This is a genomic window from Pseudomonas sp. FA117, from assembly GCF_057370475.1.
This window is the reverse complement of sequence record NZ_CM170675.1, coordinates 911,794-929,398: the sequence shown is the minus strand read 5'-3', so window position 1 is coordinate 929,398 and position 17,605 is coordinate 911,794. Positions and strand designations below refer to the sequence as shown.

The following is a 17,605-nucleotide window of genomic DNA, read 5'->3' as shown; positions in this document are numbered from 1 at the left end:
TTTTTTTACAAGTCGAACGCACTGACCCGTTTGGCCGAAGCGCCCCACAGCAGCGGCAGGATCTTGTGCAAGTGCTCGGTGTCGCCACTGCTGCAGAACTCGGCCTCACGCGCAGGCCCGTCGGCCAGCAGGTCGCGGGCCAGCAACAGGCGCTGCAACTGACGCGCCACGGCAGCACCGGTATCGATGATCGCCACCTCGGCCGGGACCATGTCGGCGAGCAACGGGCGCAGGAAGGGATAGTGCGTGCAGCCGAGGATCAGCGTGTCGCAGTTGGCCGCCAGCAGCGGCTGCACGTAACCGAGCAACATCTGGCGCAGCAGCGGGCTGTTCAGGTCACCAGCCTCGATCAGCTCGACCAGGCCGGGGCACGGTTGCGTGACCACCTGTACATCGCTGGCGAAGCGGTCGAGCAAGGCGGCGAACTTGGCGCTCTGCAGGGTGCCTGTAGTGGCCAGCACGCCGACCACGCCTGAGCGGGTTGCCGCGGCTGCGGGCTTGACCGCCGGCTCCATGCCCACCAGCGGCCAGTCGGGGTAGCGCTCGCGCAGGTCGGCCACCGCGGCCACTGTGGCGGTGTTGCAGGCCAGGACCATGGCCTTGGCCCCGCGCGCCTGGAAAAACCCGGCGATGTGCCGGCAGCGTTCGCGGATGTATTCCGGGGTCTTCTCGCCGTAGGGTACATGGCCACAATCGGCCACATAGAGCAGCGACTCGCCGGGCAGCAAGCGGCGGATCTCGGCGAGCACCGACAAACCACCGACCCCCGAATCCATCACGCCCACCGGCGCCGAGCGCTCAGCCATGGCGGTGGCTGCACACGGCGCAGGCTGGGTCCCGCTTGACCCGCAGCTCGCGCATGCGGGTGCCGAGGGCATCGATCAACAGCAGGCGACCCACCAGCGGCTCACCGAAACCGGCGAGCAGCTTCAGGGCTTCCAGCGCCTGCAGGCTGCCCACCAGCCCCACCAGCGGGCCGATCACGCCGGCTTCGCTGCAGGTCAGCTCGTCTTCGCTGCCATGCCCGTAAAGGCAGTGATAACAGGGGCTGGAATCGCGGCGCGTATCGAACACCGACAACTGGCCTTCCAGGCGGATGGCGGCGCCACTCACCAGGGGTTTGCCAGCCGCCACGCACGCGGCATTGACGGCCTCGCGAGTGGCGAAATTGTCGGAGCAGTCCAGCACCAGGTCCACCGCCGCCACCGCCGCAGCCAGGGAGTCATCGTCCAGGGCCTGGCGATGGGCGAGCAATGCGATCTCCGGATTGATCGCCTGCAGGCGCTGCAGCGCAGAGTCAACCTTGCTCATGCCGACGCTGTCGCTGTCGTGGATAACCTGGCGCTGCAGGTTGGTCAGGTCGACGGTGTCGAAGTCGGCCAGGTGCAGTTCGCCGACCCCGGCCGCTGCCAGGTACAGCGCCACAGGCGAACCCAGCCCACCGAGACCGACCACCAGGGCCTTGCTCTGCTTGAGCCGCAACTGGCCGGCGATATCCACCTGGGACAACAGGATCTGGCGGCTGTAGCGCAACAGTTCCTGGTCGCTCAGCATGGCAGGCGCCCCAGGGAAATCCGCTGATGACCGCCGAGGTCGCGACGGCTTTCGACTTCGACGAAGCCACTGCCGACCAGCAGGTCGCGTACGGCGTCGGCTTGGTCGTAACCGTGTTCGAGCAGCAGCCAGCCGCCGGGCAGCAGGTGCCCGGGCGCCTGGGCGATGATCGTGCGCAGGTCGTCCAGGCCGTCAGGCCCCGCCACCAGCGCACTGCTGGGCTCGAAGCGGACATCGCCTGCGCCGAGGTGCGGATCTTCGGCAGCGATGTAGGGCGGGTTGCTGAGAATCAGGTCGAAGCGCTCGTCGGCCAGGGCGTCGAACCAGTGGCTGCTGCGCACCTGGACGTTGCTCAGTTGCAGGCGTTGACGGTTGCGCTCGGCCAGGGCCACGGCCTCGTCGATGCGGTCGACAGCGGTCACCTGCCAGGCCGGGCATTCACTGGCCAGGGCCAGGGCGATGGCGCCGGTGCCGGTGCCCAGGTCCAGCACGCGGGCGGGCCTGGCAGGTACACGCTCGAGTGCGGTCTCGACCAGCAGTTCGGTGTCCGGCCGCGGGATCAAGGTGTGCGGCGCCACTTCCAGGTCGAGCTTCCAGAAGCCCTGCTGGCCAAGAATATAAGCCACCGGCTCGCCCGCGCGACGGCGCTCGAGGAAGGTGGCAAACGTCTCTGCCGCCTCGCTGCTGACGATGCGTTCGGGCCAGGTGTGCAGGTAGCTGCGCGATTTGCCCAGGGCCGCGGCCAGCAGCAACTCGGCGTCCAGGCGCTCGGAGGGCGAATCGGGCAGGTGCGCGTTGCGCAGCAGGCTGGCAATGATGGTCATCAGTCCCCCAGGGCGGCCAGTTGATCGGCCTGGTACTCGGCCAGCAAGGGTTCGATCACTGCGTCGACGCCACCGGCGAGCACGTCGTCGAGGGAGTAGAGCGTCAGGTTGATGCGGTGGTCGGTCACCCGGCCCTGTGGATAGTTGTAGGTGCGGATGCGTTCGGAGCGGTCGCCCGAACCGACCAGAAGCTTGCGCTCGCTGGCAATGGCGTTCTGTGCGGCGCTGGTCTGCATGTCGTTGAGCTTGGCCGATAGCCAGGACATGGCGCGGGCGCGGTTCTTGTGCTGGGAGCGTTCTTCCTGGCACTCGACGACGATGCCGGTCGGCAGGTGGGTGATGCGGATCGCCGAGTCGGTCTTGTTGACGTGCTGGCCGCCGGCGCCGGAGGCGCGGTAGGTGTCCACGCGCAGGTCGGCCGGGTTGATCTCGATCGCCGCCTGCTCGTCAGGCTCGGCGAGCACCGCCACGGTGCAGGCCGAGGTGTGGATGCGGCCCTGCGATTCGGTTTCCGGCACGCGCTGCACACGGTGCGCGCCAGACTCGAACTTGAGCTTGCCGTACACGCTTTCGCCCTCGACGCGGGCAATGATTTCCTTGTAGCCGCCGTGCTCGCCCTCGTTCTCGGAAAGGATCTCGAGGCGCCAGCCGCGTTTTTCCGCGTAGCGCGAGTACATGCGGAACAGGTCGCCGGAGAAGATCGCCGCCTCGTCGCCACCGGTACCGGCGCGGATTTCGAGGAACACGTTGCGGCCGTCGTTGGGGTCCTTGGGCAGCAGCATGCGCTGCAGCTGCGACTCCAGCACCACCAGTTGCTCCCTGGCTTCGCGCACTTCCTCCACGGCCATCTCGCGCAGGTCCGGGTCGCTGTCCTTGAGCAGCGCCTGCGCGCCCTCGAGGTCGTCCTGCACCTTGCGCCACTCTTTATAAGCCGCGTACACCGGCTCGACTTCGGCGTATTCGCGGGAATAGGCGCGAAAGCGGGTCTGGTCGGAAATGACTTCGGCATCGCCCAGCAGGGCGGTGAGTTCTTCGAAGCGGTCCTGGAGAATCTCCAGTTTTTTCAGCAGCGACGCTTTCATTGCGGGGGTTTGTCCGTCGGGCCCTCATGGAGGGCAAAGAGTTCCTGGGCCATGGCCAGCGCATCGACGCGGCCTTCGGCAGAGAGCTTTTTCAGTTGCACGCTCGGCGCGTGCAGCAACTTGTTGGTCAGGCCACGGGCCAACTGCGCGAGCACCTCCTCGGGGTTGCCGCCGTTGGCCAGCAGGCGCTGGGCTTTCTGCAATTCTTCATCACGCAGTCGCTCGCTCTGCTGGCGGTAGGCCTTGAGCACGTCCACCGCCGCCAGCTCGCGCAGGCGCGCCATGAAGTCGTCGACACCCAGGTTGACCAGTTCCTCGGCGGCCTGGGCAGCACCCTGGCGGCTCTTGAGGTTCTCGGCAACGACGTCGTGCAGGTCGTCGACAGTATAGAGGTAGACGTCATCCAGCTCGCCCACCTGCGCCTCGATATCACGCGGCACGGCGATGTCGACCATGAAGATCGGCTTGTGCCGCCGCTGCTTCAGGGCGCTCTCGACCGCGCCCTTGCCGAGAATCGGCAACTGGCTGGCGGTGGAGCTGATGACGATGTCGCTGTTGGCCAGCTCCTGCGGGATGTCGGCCAGCAGCACGGCGTGGGCGCCGAACTGCTCGGCCAGGATGCTTGCACGTTCCAGGGTGCGGTTGGCGACCACGATCCGCTTGACCCCCTGCTCATGCAAGTGGCGGGCGACCAGGGTGATGGTTTCCCCAGCCCCGATCAGCAGGGCCTGGCTGCGGCCCAGGTCGGCGAAGATCTGCTTGGCCAGGCTGACCGCAGCGAACGCCACCGAAACCGGGTTCTCGCCGATGGCGGTGTCGGTGCGCACCTGCTTGGCAGCGCTGAAGGTGGCCTGGAACAGGCGCCCGAGCAGCGGGCCGATGGTGCCGGCCTCGCGGGCCACGGCGTAGGCCGACTTCATCTGGCCGAGGATCTGCGGCTCGCCCAGCACCAGCGAGTCGAGCCCGGAGGCGACGCGCATCATGTGCTTCACAGCATCGTGCTCCTCGTGGACGTAGGCACTGGCACGCAGCTCGTCGAGGCTCAGGCGGTGGTAGTCGGCCAGCCACTGCAGCACGGTCTCGGCGCTGAGCTGGTCCTGCTCTATATAGAGCTCGCTGCGATTGCAGGTGGAGAGGATCGCCGCCTCGCGGCTGGCGGTCAGTCGGCAGAGCTGCTGCAGGGCGTCGACCAGCTGCTCGGGCGTGAACGCCACGCGCTCGCGTACGTCTACCGAGGCAGTCTTATGGTTGATACCGAGGGCGAGAAAGGCCATGCAAGATCGCTGGTTGGGACGGGAAGCCGATAATTGTCCTACTTCGCAGGATTCAGGACAACCACCGTTCGCTATTGTCGTGATGAGCCTGGGCTATCAGCCGGACAGCGGGCTCGATCGGGTGCAGAAATGACCTGCCGCCGAACGTCACGGGCTCGTCACTGTCACACAGGTGGGTTTGCCCCTACGCTTGTGTCATCATGCTCCGACCGCCGGTTAGTCCTTCAAAGCCTCTATGAACAGATCCTACGCATTGCTGCTTGCCTTCGCCCTGCTCCAGGGCTGCCAGAGCCTGGTCCCGCACAAGAGCGAGGACCCGCAGGCTGTTGCCGAGGCCGAAAAGCCCGAGGCGAAGACGCCCGTGGTGTATGGATCGTTCAAGCAGGACACGCTCTACAGCTTGCTGGTGGCCGAACTGGCCGGCCAGCGCAACCGTTTCGACATCGCCCTGGCCAACTACGTCGACCAGGCGCAGAAAACCCAGGACCCGGCCGTCTCCGAGCGCGCCTACCGCATCGCCGAGTACCTCGGCGCCGACGAACCGGCGCTGGATACCGCGCTGATCTGGGCCCGCAACGACCCGCAGAACCTCGACGCCCAGCGCGCCGCCGCCATCCAGCTGGCCCGTTCCGGGCGCTATGACGACGCCATGACCTACATGGAGAAGGTGCTGCAGGGCCAGGGCGACACCCACTTCGACTTCCTCGCCCTGTCGGCCGCCGAAACCGACCAGAGCACCCGCGACGGCCTGATGCAAAGCTTCGACCGCCTGCTGGTCAAGAACCCGGACAACAGCCAGCTGGTGTTCGGCAAGGCCCTGCTGCTGAACCAGGACGGCAAGACCGAACAGGCACTCGAACTGCTCGAAAGCCACCCGCCGCGTAACGGCGAGGTTGCGCCGATCCTGCTGCGCGCACGCCTGCTGCAGGCCCTGGATCGCGGCGACGAGGCCCTGCCGCTGCTGCGCGGAGCGATTCGCGACAACCCCGACGACAAGCGCCTGCGCCTGACCTACGCGCGCACCCTGGTCGAGCAGGACCGCATCAACGATGCCAAGGCCGAGTTCGAAAGCCTCCTGCAGCAGTACCCCGATGATGACGAGCTGCGTTACTCGCTGGCACTGGTGAGCATGGAGAACAAGAACTGGGACGAGGCCGAGGGCTACCTGCAGGAGTTGGTCGAGCGCGACAGCAACGTCGATGCCGCCCACCTCAATCTTGGCCGTGTCCGCGAAGAGCGTGGCCTGCCGGCAGCAGCCCTGCGCGAGTACGCCCTGGTCGGCCCGGGTCCGGACTACCTGGCCGCGCAACTGCGCCAGGCCGATATCCTGATCGCCAACGGCCGCAGCACCGAGGCCTCCCGCCATCTGGCCGAAGCCCGCGAGGCCCAGCCCGACTACGCCATCCAGCTGTACCTGATCGAAGCCGAAACGCTCGGCAACAACGGCAAGGAAGCCCAGGCCGACCAGGTGCTGCAGCAGGCCATCAAGCGCTATCCCGATGACCTCAACCTGCTCTACACCCGCGCCATGCTGGCGGAAAAACGCGACGACCTGCCGCAGATGGAGAAAGACCTGCGCGCGATCATCGCCCGCGAGCCGGAAAACGCCATGGCCCTGAACGCGCTGGGTTACACCCTGGCCGACCGTACCACCCGCTACGGCGAAGCCAAGGCGCTGATCGACAAGGCCCACCAGCTCACCCCGGACGACCCTGCCGTGCTCGACAGCCTCGGCTGGGTCAACTACCGCCTGGGCAACCTGGACGAGGCCGAGCGTTTGCTGCGCCAGGCGCTGGAGCGTTTCCCCGACCATGAAGTCGCCGCCCACCTGGGTGAAGTGCTGTGGGCCAACGGCAAGCGCCGCGAAGCCCGCCAGGTGTGGGCCAAGGCCTTCGCCGAGCAGCCCGACAGCCCTATCCTGCGCAAGACCCTCCTGCGCCTGACCGGATCCGAGAACCTTTAAGCCATGCGTTTGCGTCATCTGATCACCTTCGCCCTCATCGCCCTGCTCGCCGGCTGCGCCGGCTTCGGCACCCGAGAAGCCGTGCAGGGCAAGGGCAGCCCGCAACTGTGGCGCGAGCACAAGCAGCAGCTGAGCAGCCTCGACGGCTGGCAGATCAACGGCAAGGTCGGCATCCGTGCCCCGCGTGACTCGGGCAGCGGCACGCTGTTCTGGCTGCAGCGCCAGGACTACTACGACATTCGCCTGGCAGGCCCATTGGGCCGTGGCGCCGCCCGCCTGACCGGCCGCCCCGGTGGCGTGGTGCTGGAAGTGGCCAACCAGGGCCGCTACGAAGCCCCGAACCCCGAGGCGCTGCTCGAAGAACAGCTCGGCTGGCGCCTGCCGGTGTCGCATCTGGTGTGGTGGGTCCGCGGTCTGCCGGCACCGGACAGCAAGAGCCAGCTGACCCTCGACGGAGACAGCCGTCTGGCCCGTCTCACCCAGGATGGCTGGGAAGTCGAGTACCTGAGCTACACCGAACAGAACGGCTACTGGCTGCCCGAGCGCCTCAAGCTGCACGGCGAGAACATCGACGTCACGCTGGTGGTCAAGGACTGGCAGCCGCGCCAGCTGGGGCACTGATCCGATGCAGCGCCTCACCCTGCCCGCCCCGGCCAAGCTCAACCTGTGGCTGCACATCACCGGCCGGCGCGCCGACGGTTATCACGAGCTGGAAACCGTGTTCCAGTTCCTCGACCACGCAGACGAGCTGAGCTTCCAGCTGCGTGACGACGGCCAGATCCGCCTGAACACCGAGATCGCCGACGTCCCCCACGACAGCAACCTGATCGTGCGCGCAGCACGCAAGCTGCAGGAACAGTCCGGCACGCAGCTGGGTGTCGATATCTGGCTCGACAAGGTGCTGCCCATGGGCGGCGGCATCGGCGGCGGCAGCTCCGATGCGGCCACTACCCTGCTGGCCCTGCACCATCTCTGGCAACTCAACTGGAGCGTCGAGCGCCTGGCCGCGCTGGGCCTGGCCCTGGGCGCCGATGTGCCGGTGTTCATCCACGGCCACGCCGCCTTCGCCCAGGGTGTCGGCGAACAATTGACCCCGGTAGATCCGCAAGAGCCCTGGTATGTCGTGCTGGTGCCGCAAGTGTCTGTCAGCACAGCGGAAATTTTTTCGCATCCAGAGTTGACACGTGATTCCCTCCCCCTTAAGATGCGCCCCGTTCCCGAGGGAAACAGTCGAAATGACTGCCAACCGGTAGTAGAGCAGCGGTATCCGGAAGTTCGCAATGCGCTGAATTCACTGGGTAAATTTACCGAAGCCCGAATGACCGGCACTGGAAGTTGTGTGTTTGGGGCCTTCCCAAGCAAAGCCGAAGCTGATAGAGTTCTGGCCCTTCTTTCAGAGACCCAAGCAGGGTTTGTGGCAAAAGGAAGCAACGTTTCGATGTTGCATCGCAAGCTGCAGAGTCTGATCAAGAAGTCGAGCGCATAAGCGTTCGCAGCAACAGATACAGGGGCGTCGCCAAGCGGTAAGGCAGCAGGTTTTGATCCTGCCATGCGTTGGTTCGAATCCAGCCGCCCCTGCCATTTTCCTTATACTCATCCAGGTTACCCTCAGCCTTCAGGTACTGCGCGTGTCCAAGATGATGGTCTTCACGGGGAATGCCAACCCCGATCTGGCTCGGCGTGTCGTACGTCAGCTGCATATCCCACTGGGTGATGTTTCTGTCGGTAAATTCTCCGACGGCGAAATCAGCACTGAGATTAATGAAAACGTCCGCGGTAAAGACGTCTTTATCATTCAGCCGACCTGCGCTCCGACCAACGATAACCTGATGGAACTGGTAGTGATGGCCGATGCCTTCCGCCGCTCCTCAGCTTCCCGAATCACCGCCGTGATTCCTTACTTCGGATACGCCCGCCAGGACCGCCGTCCGCGTTCGGCACGTGTAGCCATCAGCGCCAAAGTCGTCGCTGACATGCTCACTGTCGTGGGTATCGACCGTGTTCTCACCGTCGACCTGCACGCTGACCAGATCCAGGGGTTCTTCGATATTCCCGTCGACAACATCTACGGCTCGCCCGTACTGGTCGATGACATCGAAGACCAGCGTTTCGATAACCTCATGATCGTCTCCCCCGACATCGGTGGTGTGGTGCGTGCACGCGCCGTCGCCAAGTCGCTGGGTGTGGACCTGGGGATCATCGACAAACGCCGCGAGAAAGCGAACCACTCCGAGGTGATGCACATCATCGGCGACGTCGAAGGACGCACCTGCATCCTGGTAGACGACATGGTCGACACCGCCGGCACCCTGTGCCACGCGGCCAAGGCCCTGAAAGACCACGGCGCTGCCAAGGTCTACGCCTATTGCACCCACCCGGTTCTGTCGGGTCGTGCGATCGAGAACATCGAGAAGTCGGTGCTCGACGAGCTGGTGGTGACCAACACCATCCCGCTGTCCGCCGCTGCTCAAGCCTGTGACCGTATCCGCCAGCTGGATATCGCACCGGTAGTCGCTGAAGCGGTCCGCCGCATCAGCAACGAAGAATCGATCAGCGCGATGTTCCGCTAAGCGGAACGCACGCTGACGAAAAGCGCCCCGCCCCGGCATCGATGTCGGGGCGGGGCTTTTTTGCCATCCCCGTCCGGCGCTGGTCGCAAACGCCCTCGGGGGGCTATTTTGGAGAAACAAAATGACCGATTTCACCCTGAACGCCCAAGCGCGTACTGACCTGGGGAAAGGTGCGAGCCGCCGCCTGCGTCACTCGCTGAACATCCCTGCCGTTGTCTACGGTGGTAACAAGGACGCCGAGTCCCTGACCATCCTGGCCAAGGAAATCACCAAGCTGTTCGAAAACGAAGCTGCCTTCAGCCACGTTCTGGAACTGAACGTCGACGGCAAGAAGCAGAACGTCATCGTCAAGGCCCTGCAGCGCCACCCGGCCAAAGGCTTCATCATGCACGCCGACTTCGTTCGCGTCGTTGCTGGCCAGAAGCTGACCGCCAAGGTTCCGGTTCACTTCGTTGGTGAAGAAGCCCCGGTCAAGAAAGGCGGCGAGATCTCCCACGTCGAGTCCGAGATCGAAGTATCCTGCGAAGCCAAGGACCTGCCTGAGTTCATCGAAGTCGACCTGTCCAAGGCCGAAATCGGCACCATCATCCACCTGTCGGACCTCAAGGCTCCGAAAGGCGTAGAGTTCGTCGCTCTGGCCCACGGTGATGACAAGGCCGTTGCCAACGTTCACGCCCCACGCGTGTCCGCTGAAGCTGCTGAAGAAGGCGCTGCCGAGTAATCCACTCGCACGCCGGCGTCGGTCGGGTTACAGTGCCGCGCGCACTGTAACCCGCCAACTCCAAGGAAGAGCCCCTGACGTGACCGCCATCCAGTTGATCGTCGGCCTGGGTAACCCCGGCCCCGAATACGAACAGACCCGGCATAACGCAGGGGCTCTTTTCGTTGAACGCATTGCCAGCGCCCAGCGCATCTCGCTGTCCGCTGACAAGAAGTATTTCGGCCTGACGGCTAAATTCAGCCATCAGGGCAACGATGTTCGCCTGCTGATCCCCACCACCTACATGAACCGCAGCGGCCAGTCCGTGGCGGCATTGGCCAATTTCTTCCGCATCAAGCCGGAAGCGATCCTGGTGGCGCACGACGAACTCGACCTGCCTCCGGGCGTCGCCAAGCTCAAGCGCGGCGGTGGCCACGGCGGGCACAACGGCCTGCGCGACATCATCGCGCAGCTCGGCAACCAGAACGACTTCCACCGCCTGCGGCTTGGCATCGGCCACCCGGGTGACGCAAAACTGGTCTCCAACTTCGTCCTGGGCCGCGCGCCGCGCGCCGAGCAGGAGAAGCTCGACGCCAGCATCGATTTTGCCCTCGGCGTGCTGCCGGACGTGCTGGCCGGCGACTTCGCCAAGGCCATGCGCGAGCTGCACAGCCAGAAGGCCTGACTCTCTAGAAAGGGGAATTCCCATGGGTTTCAATTGCGGCATCGTCGGCCTGCCCAACGTCGGCAAGTCCACCCTGTTCAACGCCCTGACCAAATCCGGTATCGCGGCGGAGAACTTCCCTTTCTGCACCATCGAGCCGAACAGCGGCATCGTGCCGATGCCCGACGCACGCCTGGCGGCGCTGGCCGAGATCGTCAAGCCCAACCGCATCCTGCCGACCACCATGGAGTTCGTCGACATCGCCGGCCTGGTCGCCGGTGCCTCCAAGGGTGAAGGCCTGGGCAACAAGTTCCTCGCCAACATCCGCGAGACCGACGCCATTGCCCACGTGGTGCGCTGCTTCGAAGACGAGAACGTGATCCACGTCTCCAACAGCGTCGACCCCAAGCGCGACATCGAGATCATCGACCTCGAACTGATCTTCGCCGACCTCGACAGCTGCGAGAAGCAGCTGCAGAAAGTCGCCCGCAACGCCAAGGGTGGCGACAAGGAAGCCCTGGCGCAGAAGGCCATCCTCGAGAAGCTGATCCCGCACTTCACCGAAGGCAAGCCTGCGCGCAGCCTGATGAAGAACATGGCTGACGACGAGAAGGCCGTCATCCGCGGCTTCCACCTGCTGACCAGCAAGCCGGTCATGTACATCGCCAACGTGGCCGAAGACGGCTTCGACAACAACCCGCACCTGGACGTGGTCAAGGCCATCGCCGAGGAAGAAGGCGCGGTGGTGGTGCCGGTGTGCAACAAGATCGAGGCCGAGATCGCCGAACTCGACGACGGCGAGGAGAAGGACATGTTCCTCGAGGCCCTGGGCCTGGAAGAGCCTGGCCTGAACCGTGTGATCCGCGCCGGTTACGAGCTGCTCAACCTGCAGACCTACTTCACCGCCGGGGTTCAGGAAGTCCGCGCCTGGACCGTACGTGTAGGCGCCACCGCGCCGCAGGCGGCCGGCGTGATCCACACCGACTTCGAGAAGGGCTTCATCCGCGCCGAAGTGGTGGCCTACGACGACTTCATCCAGTTCAAGGGTGAAGGCGGCGCCAAGGAAGCTGGCAAATGGCGCCTGGAAGGCAAGGACTACATCGTCAAGGACGGTGACGTGATGCACTTCCGCTTCAACGTCTGAGCCAGCCTCAGGCCTTGGGAAAGGTCGATGCCCAAGAACCCCTGGATGCCGCTGGCAGCCAGGGGTTTTTTAATGGGTTTCGATCAACCACCGGTACATCCCTGCAGAAGTGGCGGCGAGACGCAAAGGGTCACAGCGCAAGCGCAACGCCTGGACCTGAAGCCTAATTTTCCCCGCCGGCAAAACGTTCTTCTCGTCATGACCCGTGGACCGACCCCGAGAGAGCCTGCCATGCCCCAAACCCTGTTCAGCCTCACCCTGACCGATGGCCGGCGTGCCAGCACCTTTGGCGAAAGCGCCGTTGGCGGCGTACTGCAGGTCAGCGACCAGCCCGAGCTGGCCTATCGCATCGACGGCGAGCAGGTCGTCATCGAGTCCGAGCTGCCGGCGCACTACCCGGCCACTGCCCTGCTCGCGCTGATCGGCAGCCACTTCGCCTACCGCAAGAAGTCCGCCCTGATCAGCGTCACCCTCAAGGCTTCGCAGGCCTTCGCCGTGTCGGCGATCCGCCAGGGCGTGTTCGACACCCAGTTGCCCAGCGACGCCAATGACCACCTGCACCTGCAGTGCCGACGCGCGACCTTCTGGCAGCACCCACTGCCCTGGCTGACGGCGCCGGCCAGCGCGCACACCGCACCGCACTACCGCTTCAGCGGCGAGAAGCGCCACCCGCAGCGCCCGCCGCTCCCGGAAGGCGACGTGTACCGTCGTCACCTGCCGGGCCTGAACAGCACGTTCAGCCTGCGCACCATCGACCCGGACCGCGACCTGGAAGCCTTCAACCGTTGGATGAACCTGGAACAGGTCGCCTACTTCTGGGAGCAGACCGGCAGCCTCGAGGAGCACGCCGCCTACCTGCGCGAGATGCTCGACGACCCGCGCGTCCATCCGCTGATCGGCTGCTTCGACGACGAACCGTTCGCCTACTTCGAGCTGTACTGGTGCAAGGAGGACCGCATCGCGCCCTTCTATGACGTCACCGACCACGACCGCGGCTGGCATGTGGTGATCGGCGAGAGCAAGCACCAGAGCGCGGTCAAGCTCAAGGCCTGGTTCAATTCGCTGATGCACTACATGTTCCTCGACGACCCGCGCACCCAGCGCATCCTCGGCGAACCGCGCATCGACCACACCCGCCAGATCGACTTCCTCAAGTCCCAGGGCTTCGGCCACCTGAAGGATATCCAGTTCAGCCACAAGAAGGCCGCGCTGCTGCGCCTGGAGCGCGAGTACTTCTTCGCCGACCGCGGGCTCTGACGCCCTTGGGCGGCCCCTTGCGGGCCGCCTCCTCGCTCCACGCCCCCTGCCCCACCCCACAACGATCGCGCAACAACCCCACCCGCCTCTCCAGCCATCGCACCGCGCTAAATCCCGTCCGCGCCGCTTCGTCATGTCTGCAGGGGTACGCCAGCCTCCGGCACACGGCTATCCATTTCCCATTGCCGTTCGACTCAGGAGTTTCCATGATCAGCCCTCCACGCAGCCGCAGCGCCACCCGAGACCTGCTGCGCCTGCTCAAGCCGTTCTGGCCCCTGGTGGCAATCTCCATCGTGCTGGGGATGGTCGGCGGCCTGTCGATCAGCATACTGCTGGCCACCATCAACAATGCCCTGAACGACGCCGCCGGCCTCTCGGGCGAGGTGGTCGCGGCCTTCGCCGGCCTGTGCGTGCTGGCGCTGTGCTGTTCGATCCTGTCGGACATGAGCAGCAACCGGGTCGGCCAGTACATCATCGCCCGCCTGCGCCTGGAGCTCGGGGAAAAGGTGCTCAGCGCCCCGATCGCGCAGATCGAGCGCTACCGCAGCCACCGGCTGATCCCGGTGCTGACCCACGATATCGACACCATCAGCGACTTCGCCTTCGTCTTCGCCCCACTGGCGATCTCGCTGACCATCACCCTCGGCTGCCTGGGCTACCTGGCGATGCTGTCGTGGCCGATGTTCCTGATGATGGTGGTGGCGATCATCGTCGGCTGCACCGCCCAGTTCATCGCCCAGGGCAAAGGCATGAAGGGCTTCCTGGATGCCCGTGACGAAGAAGACAACCTGCAGAAGCACTACCGCGCCATCGCCGACGGCGCCAAGGAACTGCGCATCCACCGGCCGCGCCGCCAGCGCATGTTCACCCAGCGTATCCGCCAGAGCGCCACGCTGATCTGCCGCAAGCAGATCGAGTCGGTGAACATCTTCATCGTCGCCAAGACCTTCGGCTCGATGCTGTTCTTCGTGGTCATCGGCCTGGCCCTGGCCATGCAGACCTACTGGCCGGACCAGAACCGCGCGGTGATGAGCGGCTTCGTGCTGGTGCTGCTGTACATGAAAGGCCCGCTCGAGCAGATCGTCGGCAACCTGCCGATCGTCAGCCGTGCACAGATCGCCTTCCGCCGTATCGCCGAACTGTCCGAAACCTTCTCCTCGCCCGAACCGCACCTGCTGCTCGAGGCCCCCGGCAAGCCGGCGCACGCGGTGCATTCCCTGGAACTGCGCGACGTGCGCTACGCCTTCCCGGCGGTGGAAGGCGCCACGCCGTTCGTGCTGGGCCCGGTCAACCTGACGATCCGCCAGGGCGACATCGTGTTCATCGTCGGCGAGAACGGCTGCGGCAAGACCACCCTGATCAAGCTGCTGCTGGGCCTGTACGAGCCGCAGCAGGGCCAGATCAGCCTCAACGGCCAGCCAGTGGACGCGCAGAACCGCGACGACTATCGCCAGCTGTTCACCACCATCTTCGCCGACTACTACCTGTTCGACGACCTGGTCCAGGGCGACGGCGACCTGCCTGCGGACGCAGCGCGCTATCTCGAGCGCCTGGAGATCGCGCACAAGGTCAGCGTACGCGACGGCGCTTTCACCACCACCGATCTGTCCACCGGCCAGCGCAAGCGCCTGGCGCTGGTCAACGCCTGGATCGAAGAACGTCCGGTGCTGGTGTTCGACGAATGGGCCGCCGACCAGGATCCGACCTTCCGCCGGATCTTCTACACCGAGCTGCTGCCGGACCTCAAGCGCCTGGGCAAGACGATCATCGTCATCTCCCACGACGACCGCTACTTCGACGTGGCCGACCAACTGGTGCGCATGGATGCGGGCAAGGTCAGGAGCGACCTGGCACCGGCCTGAGAAAAAAGTTTTCCGGTTTCTTGTCGCTCATGCGTTCCACTTAGAGTTGAGAAGCAATCGCACTAACACTTACGCCATCTATAAGAGCGAAACACGATGCCAGCACCACAACGCTTATCGCCCCTCGCCCGGGCCTTGCTCATGCGCAACGCTTTGCGTCCGACCCTGAACGCCTGCGCTTTGGGTGCCGCCCTGGCCATCCCTTACGCAACGGTGGCCCAGGCCCAGGAAGTGGCGTTCGACATTCCTGCGCAGCCACTGGCCAATGCCCTGCTCAGCTTCGGCAAGCAGACCGACATGCAGATCCTGTTCAGCGAGGACACCGTGCAGGGGCGTCGCAGCGCCGTGGTGCGTGGCCGTCTCGAGCCCGAGCAAGCCCTTGCCCGCCTGCTGCAGGGCACCGGCGTGACCTACAGCGTGCAGGGCAACGTGATCACCCTGGGTGCACCGCAGGCGGCCGGGGACACCGCCCTGCAACTGGGCAACACGACTATTTCCGGCGCGGCGCTGGGCCTCACCACCGAGGGCACCGGGTCGTACACCACGGGTGAAACCGCTTCGGCCACGCGCCTGCCGCTGAGCCTGCGCAAGACCCCGCAGTCGGTCAGCGTGGTCACCCGCCAGCAGATGGACGACCAGAACCTGCAGAGCGTTTCCGAGGTGCTCAAGTTCACCCCGGGCATCACCGTCAACCAGGAAAGCTCCGAGGCATACAGCTTCTATTCGCGTGGCTTCCAGCTGGAGAACTTCCAGTTCGACGGCGTGCCGAGCCTGTCTTCGGACGGCGGCTCGCTGCGCGACAACTACAGCATCGCCAACAGCATCATCTATGACCGCGTCGAAGTGCTCAAAGGCGCCACCGGCCTGGTCAACGGCTCGGGTTATCCATCCGGCGTGGTCAACCTGGTACGCAAGCGCCCGACCGACAAGTTTCAGGGCCACATTGGCGCAGGCGCGGGCTCCTGGGACAAGTACACCGCCGAAGTCGACCTCTCCGGCCCTCTGACCGAGAGCGGCAACATCCGCGGGCGCATGGTCGCCGGCACCCAGACCGCCGACAGCTACATCAACTATCTCGAAGGCGACCAGCACATCTTCTACGGTGTCCTGGAAGGCGACCTGACCGAAGACACCACGGTCACCGTCGGCTACGACCTGCAGAAGAACCAGGACAACGGCAGCACCACCGGCGCCTTGCCGGTATTCCGCCAGAATGGCCAGACCATCAAGTACAAACGCGACATGAACGCCGCCGACCGCTGGACCTGGCGTAACCAGGACACCGAACGCGCGTTCGCCGAGCTGGCGCATACCTTCGCCAACGACTGGGTGTTCAAGGGCGTGGTCAGCACCCGTGAATACAAGTCGCGCGAGCTCATCTCGGGCCTGGGCAGTTCGCCTGTGCAGGACGACAACAGCGTCGCGCACGGTTTCTACCCGGGCGGCGCCTCGAAGTTCAACACCACCAGCCGCGAGAAGGGTGTCGACCTCTACGCCCGTGGCCCATTCACCCTGGGCGGTCGCGTGCATGAAGCCGTGTTCGGCTACAGCATCGCCCACACCAATGCCACCTCCAAACGCTATGACGGCGACACCAACGCCAGCGTCGACGACGTGTTCAACTGGGACGGCTATGGCCAGAAGCCAAGCAGCTTCGAATGGTGGTCGACCTTCGATATCGAAGCCCGCCAGAAGGTCGGCTTCGCAGCGACCATCCTCAAGCCGACCGACCGCCTGCAGGTGATTCTCGGCGCGCGCGTGGTGGACTACAAGTGGGATATCGACACCATCAACGGCGCCGGGATCAAACTGCCCGCCAACGACAAGGTCAGCGGCGAAGTGGTGCCCTATGCCGGTGTGACGTTCGACATCGACCAGTACCACACCGTCTACTTCAGCTACACCGACGTGTTCAAGCCGCAGCCGTACAACCTGACTGCCAGCGGCAAGCCGCTTGATCCGCTGACCGGCAAGAGCTACGAGGTCGGTATCAAGGGTGCCTACTTCGAAGATCGCCTCAACGCCAGCCTGGCGCTGTTCGAGCTCAAGCAGGACAACTTCGCCGAGCAGGCGGGCACCAACCCCGATACCGGCAACGCCGCCTATCGCGCCGTCGCTGGCGTGAAGACCCGCGGTGTGGAAATGGAAGTGTCCGGCGAAGTAGCCAAGGACCTGCAACTGATGGCCGGCTACACCTTCGCTGAATCGCACGATGGTGATGACAAGCGCGTCGCCACCAACCAGCCGCAGCACCTGTTCAAACTGGCCACCAACTATCGCCTGCCGGGCGATCTGCACAAGATGACCGTTGGCGGCAACGTCTACTGGCAGAGCTCGACCTTCTTCCGTCCGGGCAACTGGTATGAAACCGACGATCCGAATGCCAAGTTCGAGCAGAAGTCCTACACCCTGGTCGGCCTGGTCGCAGGTTATGACTTCACCACGAACTTCAAGGGTTCGGTCAACGTCAACAACCTGTTCGACAAGCACTACTACAGTGGTATCGGCAACTACGACACCGCTTACTACGGTGCGCCGCGCAACGTGATGTTCAACGTGAAGTACAGCTTCTGAGCTGATACCCACGGGTAACGCAAAAAGCCCCTGCCGTGATCCGGCAGGGGCTTTTTCGTGGTTGACCGCTACGCATGGACCTCTCGCTCCTGCAGGGGCGACTTCCGCCAGGAAGCTGCACATGAATCCAACCCTTG

Annotated in this window: 15 protein-coding genes and 1 tRNA gene; 11 read left to right on the top strand and 5 right to left on the bottom strand. The window is 64.6% G+C overall.

Features of this window, described 5'->3' with window-relative positions; genetic code table 11:
* Window positions 1–5 precede the first annotated feature (5 nt).
* Genes murI through hemA form a run of 5 tightly spaced genes read right to left on the bottom strand, consistent with a single transcriptional unit; the run spans window position 6 to window position 4,734 of the window.
* Entirely contained in the window at window positions 6–806 is an 801-nt protein-coding gene (gene murI, locus AC1TXO_RS04280) for a glutamate racemase (RefSeq protein ID WP_486405179.1), read from the bottom strand.
* Window positions 799–1,554: a molybdopterin-synthase adenylyltransferase MoeB gene (locus AC1TXO_RS04275; RefSeq protein ID WP_486405178.1), complete on the bottom strand. Its 756-nt coding sequence runs from the start codon at window positions 1,552–1,554 to the stop codon at window positions 799–801. Before AC1TXO_RS04275 ends, murI begins: the two co-directional genes overlap by 8 nt.
* Entirely contained in the window at window positions 1,548–2,378 is an 831-nt protein-coding gene (gene prmC / locus AC1TXO_RS04270) for a peptide chain release factor N(5)-glutamine methyltransferase (RefSeq protein WP_486405177.1), read from the bottom strand. The genes AC1TXO_RS04275 and prmC overlap by 7 nt, the downstream gene beginning before the upstream one ends.
* Window positions 2,378–3,460, bottom strand: a complete 1,083-nt coding sequence (prfA, locus tag AC1TXO_RS04265) for a peptide chain release factor 1 (RefSeq protein ID WP_486405176.1) — start codon at window positions 3,458–3,460, stop codon at window positions 2,378–2,380. Before prfA ends, prmC begins: the two co-directional genes overlap by 1 nt.
* Window positions 3,457–4,734, bottom strand: a complete 1,278-nt coding sequence (hemA, locus tag AC1TXO_RS04260) for a glutamyl-tRNA reductase (protein ID WP_486405175.1) — start codon at window positions 4,732–4,734, stop codon at window positions 3,457–3,459. Before hemA ends, prfA begins: the two co-directional genes overlap by 4 nt.
* 235 nt (window positions 4,735–4,969) lie before the next feature.
* Between hemA and AC1TXO_RS04255 the strand changes: the two genes are divergently transcribed.
* The 11 genes from AC1TXO_RS04255 (at window position 4,970) to AC1TXO_RS04205 (ending at window position 17,468) form a co-directional block, all read left to right on the top strand.
* Window positions 4,970–6,697 (top strand): tetratricopeptide repeat protein, encoded by a 1,728-nt coding sequence (locus AC1TXO_RS04255; protein ID WP_486405174.1) that lies wholly within the window; start codon window positions 4,970–4,972, stop codon window positions 6,695–6,697.
* A gap of 3 nt (window positions 6,698–6,700) precedes the next feature.
* Window positions 6,701–7,318: a lipoprotein insertase outer membrane protein LolB gene (gene lolB, locus AC1TXO_RS04250; RefSeq protein ID WP_486405173.1), complete on the top strand. Its 618-nt coding sequence runs from the start codon at window positions 6,701–6,703 to the stop codon at window positions 7,316–7,318.
* Window positions 7,319–7,322: 4 nt separating this feature from the next.
* Window positions 7,323–8,183 carry a 4-(cytidine 5'-diphospho)-2-C-methyl-D-erythritol kinase gene (gene ispE / locus AC1TXO_RS04245; RefSeq protein WP_486405172.1) on the top strand — a complete coding sequence of 287 codons (861 nt, stop codon included), beginning with the start codon at window positions 7,323–7,325 and terminating at the stop codon, window positions 8,181–8,183.
* 20 nt (window positions 8,184–8,203) lie between these two features.
* Window positions 8,204–8,278 (top strand) — tRNA-Gln (locus AC1TXO_RS04240).
* Window positions 8,279–8,325: 47 nt separating this feature from the next.
* Window positions 8,326–9,267, top strand: a complete 942-nt coding sequence (locus tag AC1TXO_RS04235) for a ribose-phosphate pyrophosphokinase (protein ID WP_029614333.1) — start codon at window positions 8,326–8,328, stop codon at window positions 9,265–9,267.
* A gap of 121 nt (window positions 9,268–9,388) precedes the next feature.
* Window positions 9,389–9,988, top strand: a complete 600-nt coding sequence (locus tag AC1TXO_RS04230) for a 50S ribosomal protein L25/general stress protein Ctc (RefSeq protein ID WP_054894615.1) — start codon at window positions 9,389–9,391, stop codon at window positions 9,986–9,988.
* A 79-nt stretch (window positions 9,989–10,067) separates the two neighbouring features.
* A complete protein-coding gene (gene pth, locus AC1TXO_RS04225) occupies window positions 10,068–10,652 on the top strand; it encodes an aminoacyl-tRNA hydrolase (RefSeq protein WP_132846694.1) in 585 nt (194 codons plus the stop codon).
* A gap of 22 nt (window positions 10,653–10,674) precedes the next feature.
* Entirely contained in the window at window positions 10,675–11,775 is a 1,101-nt protein-coding gene (gene ychF / locus AC1TXO_RS04220) for a redox-regulated ATPase YchF (RefSeq protein ID WP_016484859.1), read from the top strand.
* Window positions 11,776–12,006: 231 nt separating this feature from the next.
* Entirely contained in the window at window positions 12,007–13,032 is a 1,026-nt protein-coding gene (locus AC1TXO_RS04215) for a GNAT family N-acetyltransferase (protein WP_486405171.1), read from the top strand.
* 206 nt (window positions 13,033–13,238) lie between these two features.
* Complete coding sequence (locus AC1TXO_RS04210; RefSeq protein WP_486405170.1) at window positions 13,239–14,894, top strand: cyclic peptide export ABC transporter; 1,656 nt, start codon at window positions 13,239–13,241, stop codon at window positions 14,892–14,894.
* Between the two features lie 141 nt (window positions 14,895–15,035).
* Window positions 15,036–17,468, top strand: coding sequence for a TonB-dependent siderophore receptor (locus tag AC1TXO_RS04205; RefSeq protein WP_486405169.1), 2,433 nt, complete (start codon window positions 15,036–15,038; stop codon window positions 17,466–17,468).
* The last annotated feature ends 137 nt before the right edge of the window (window positions 17,469–17,605 follow it).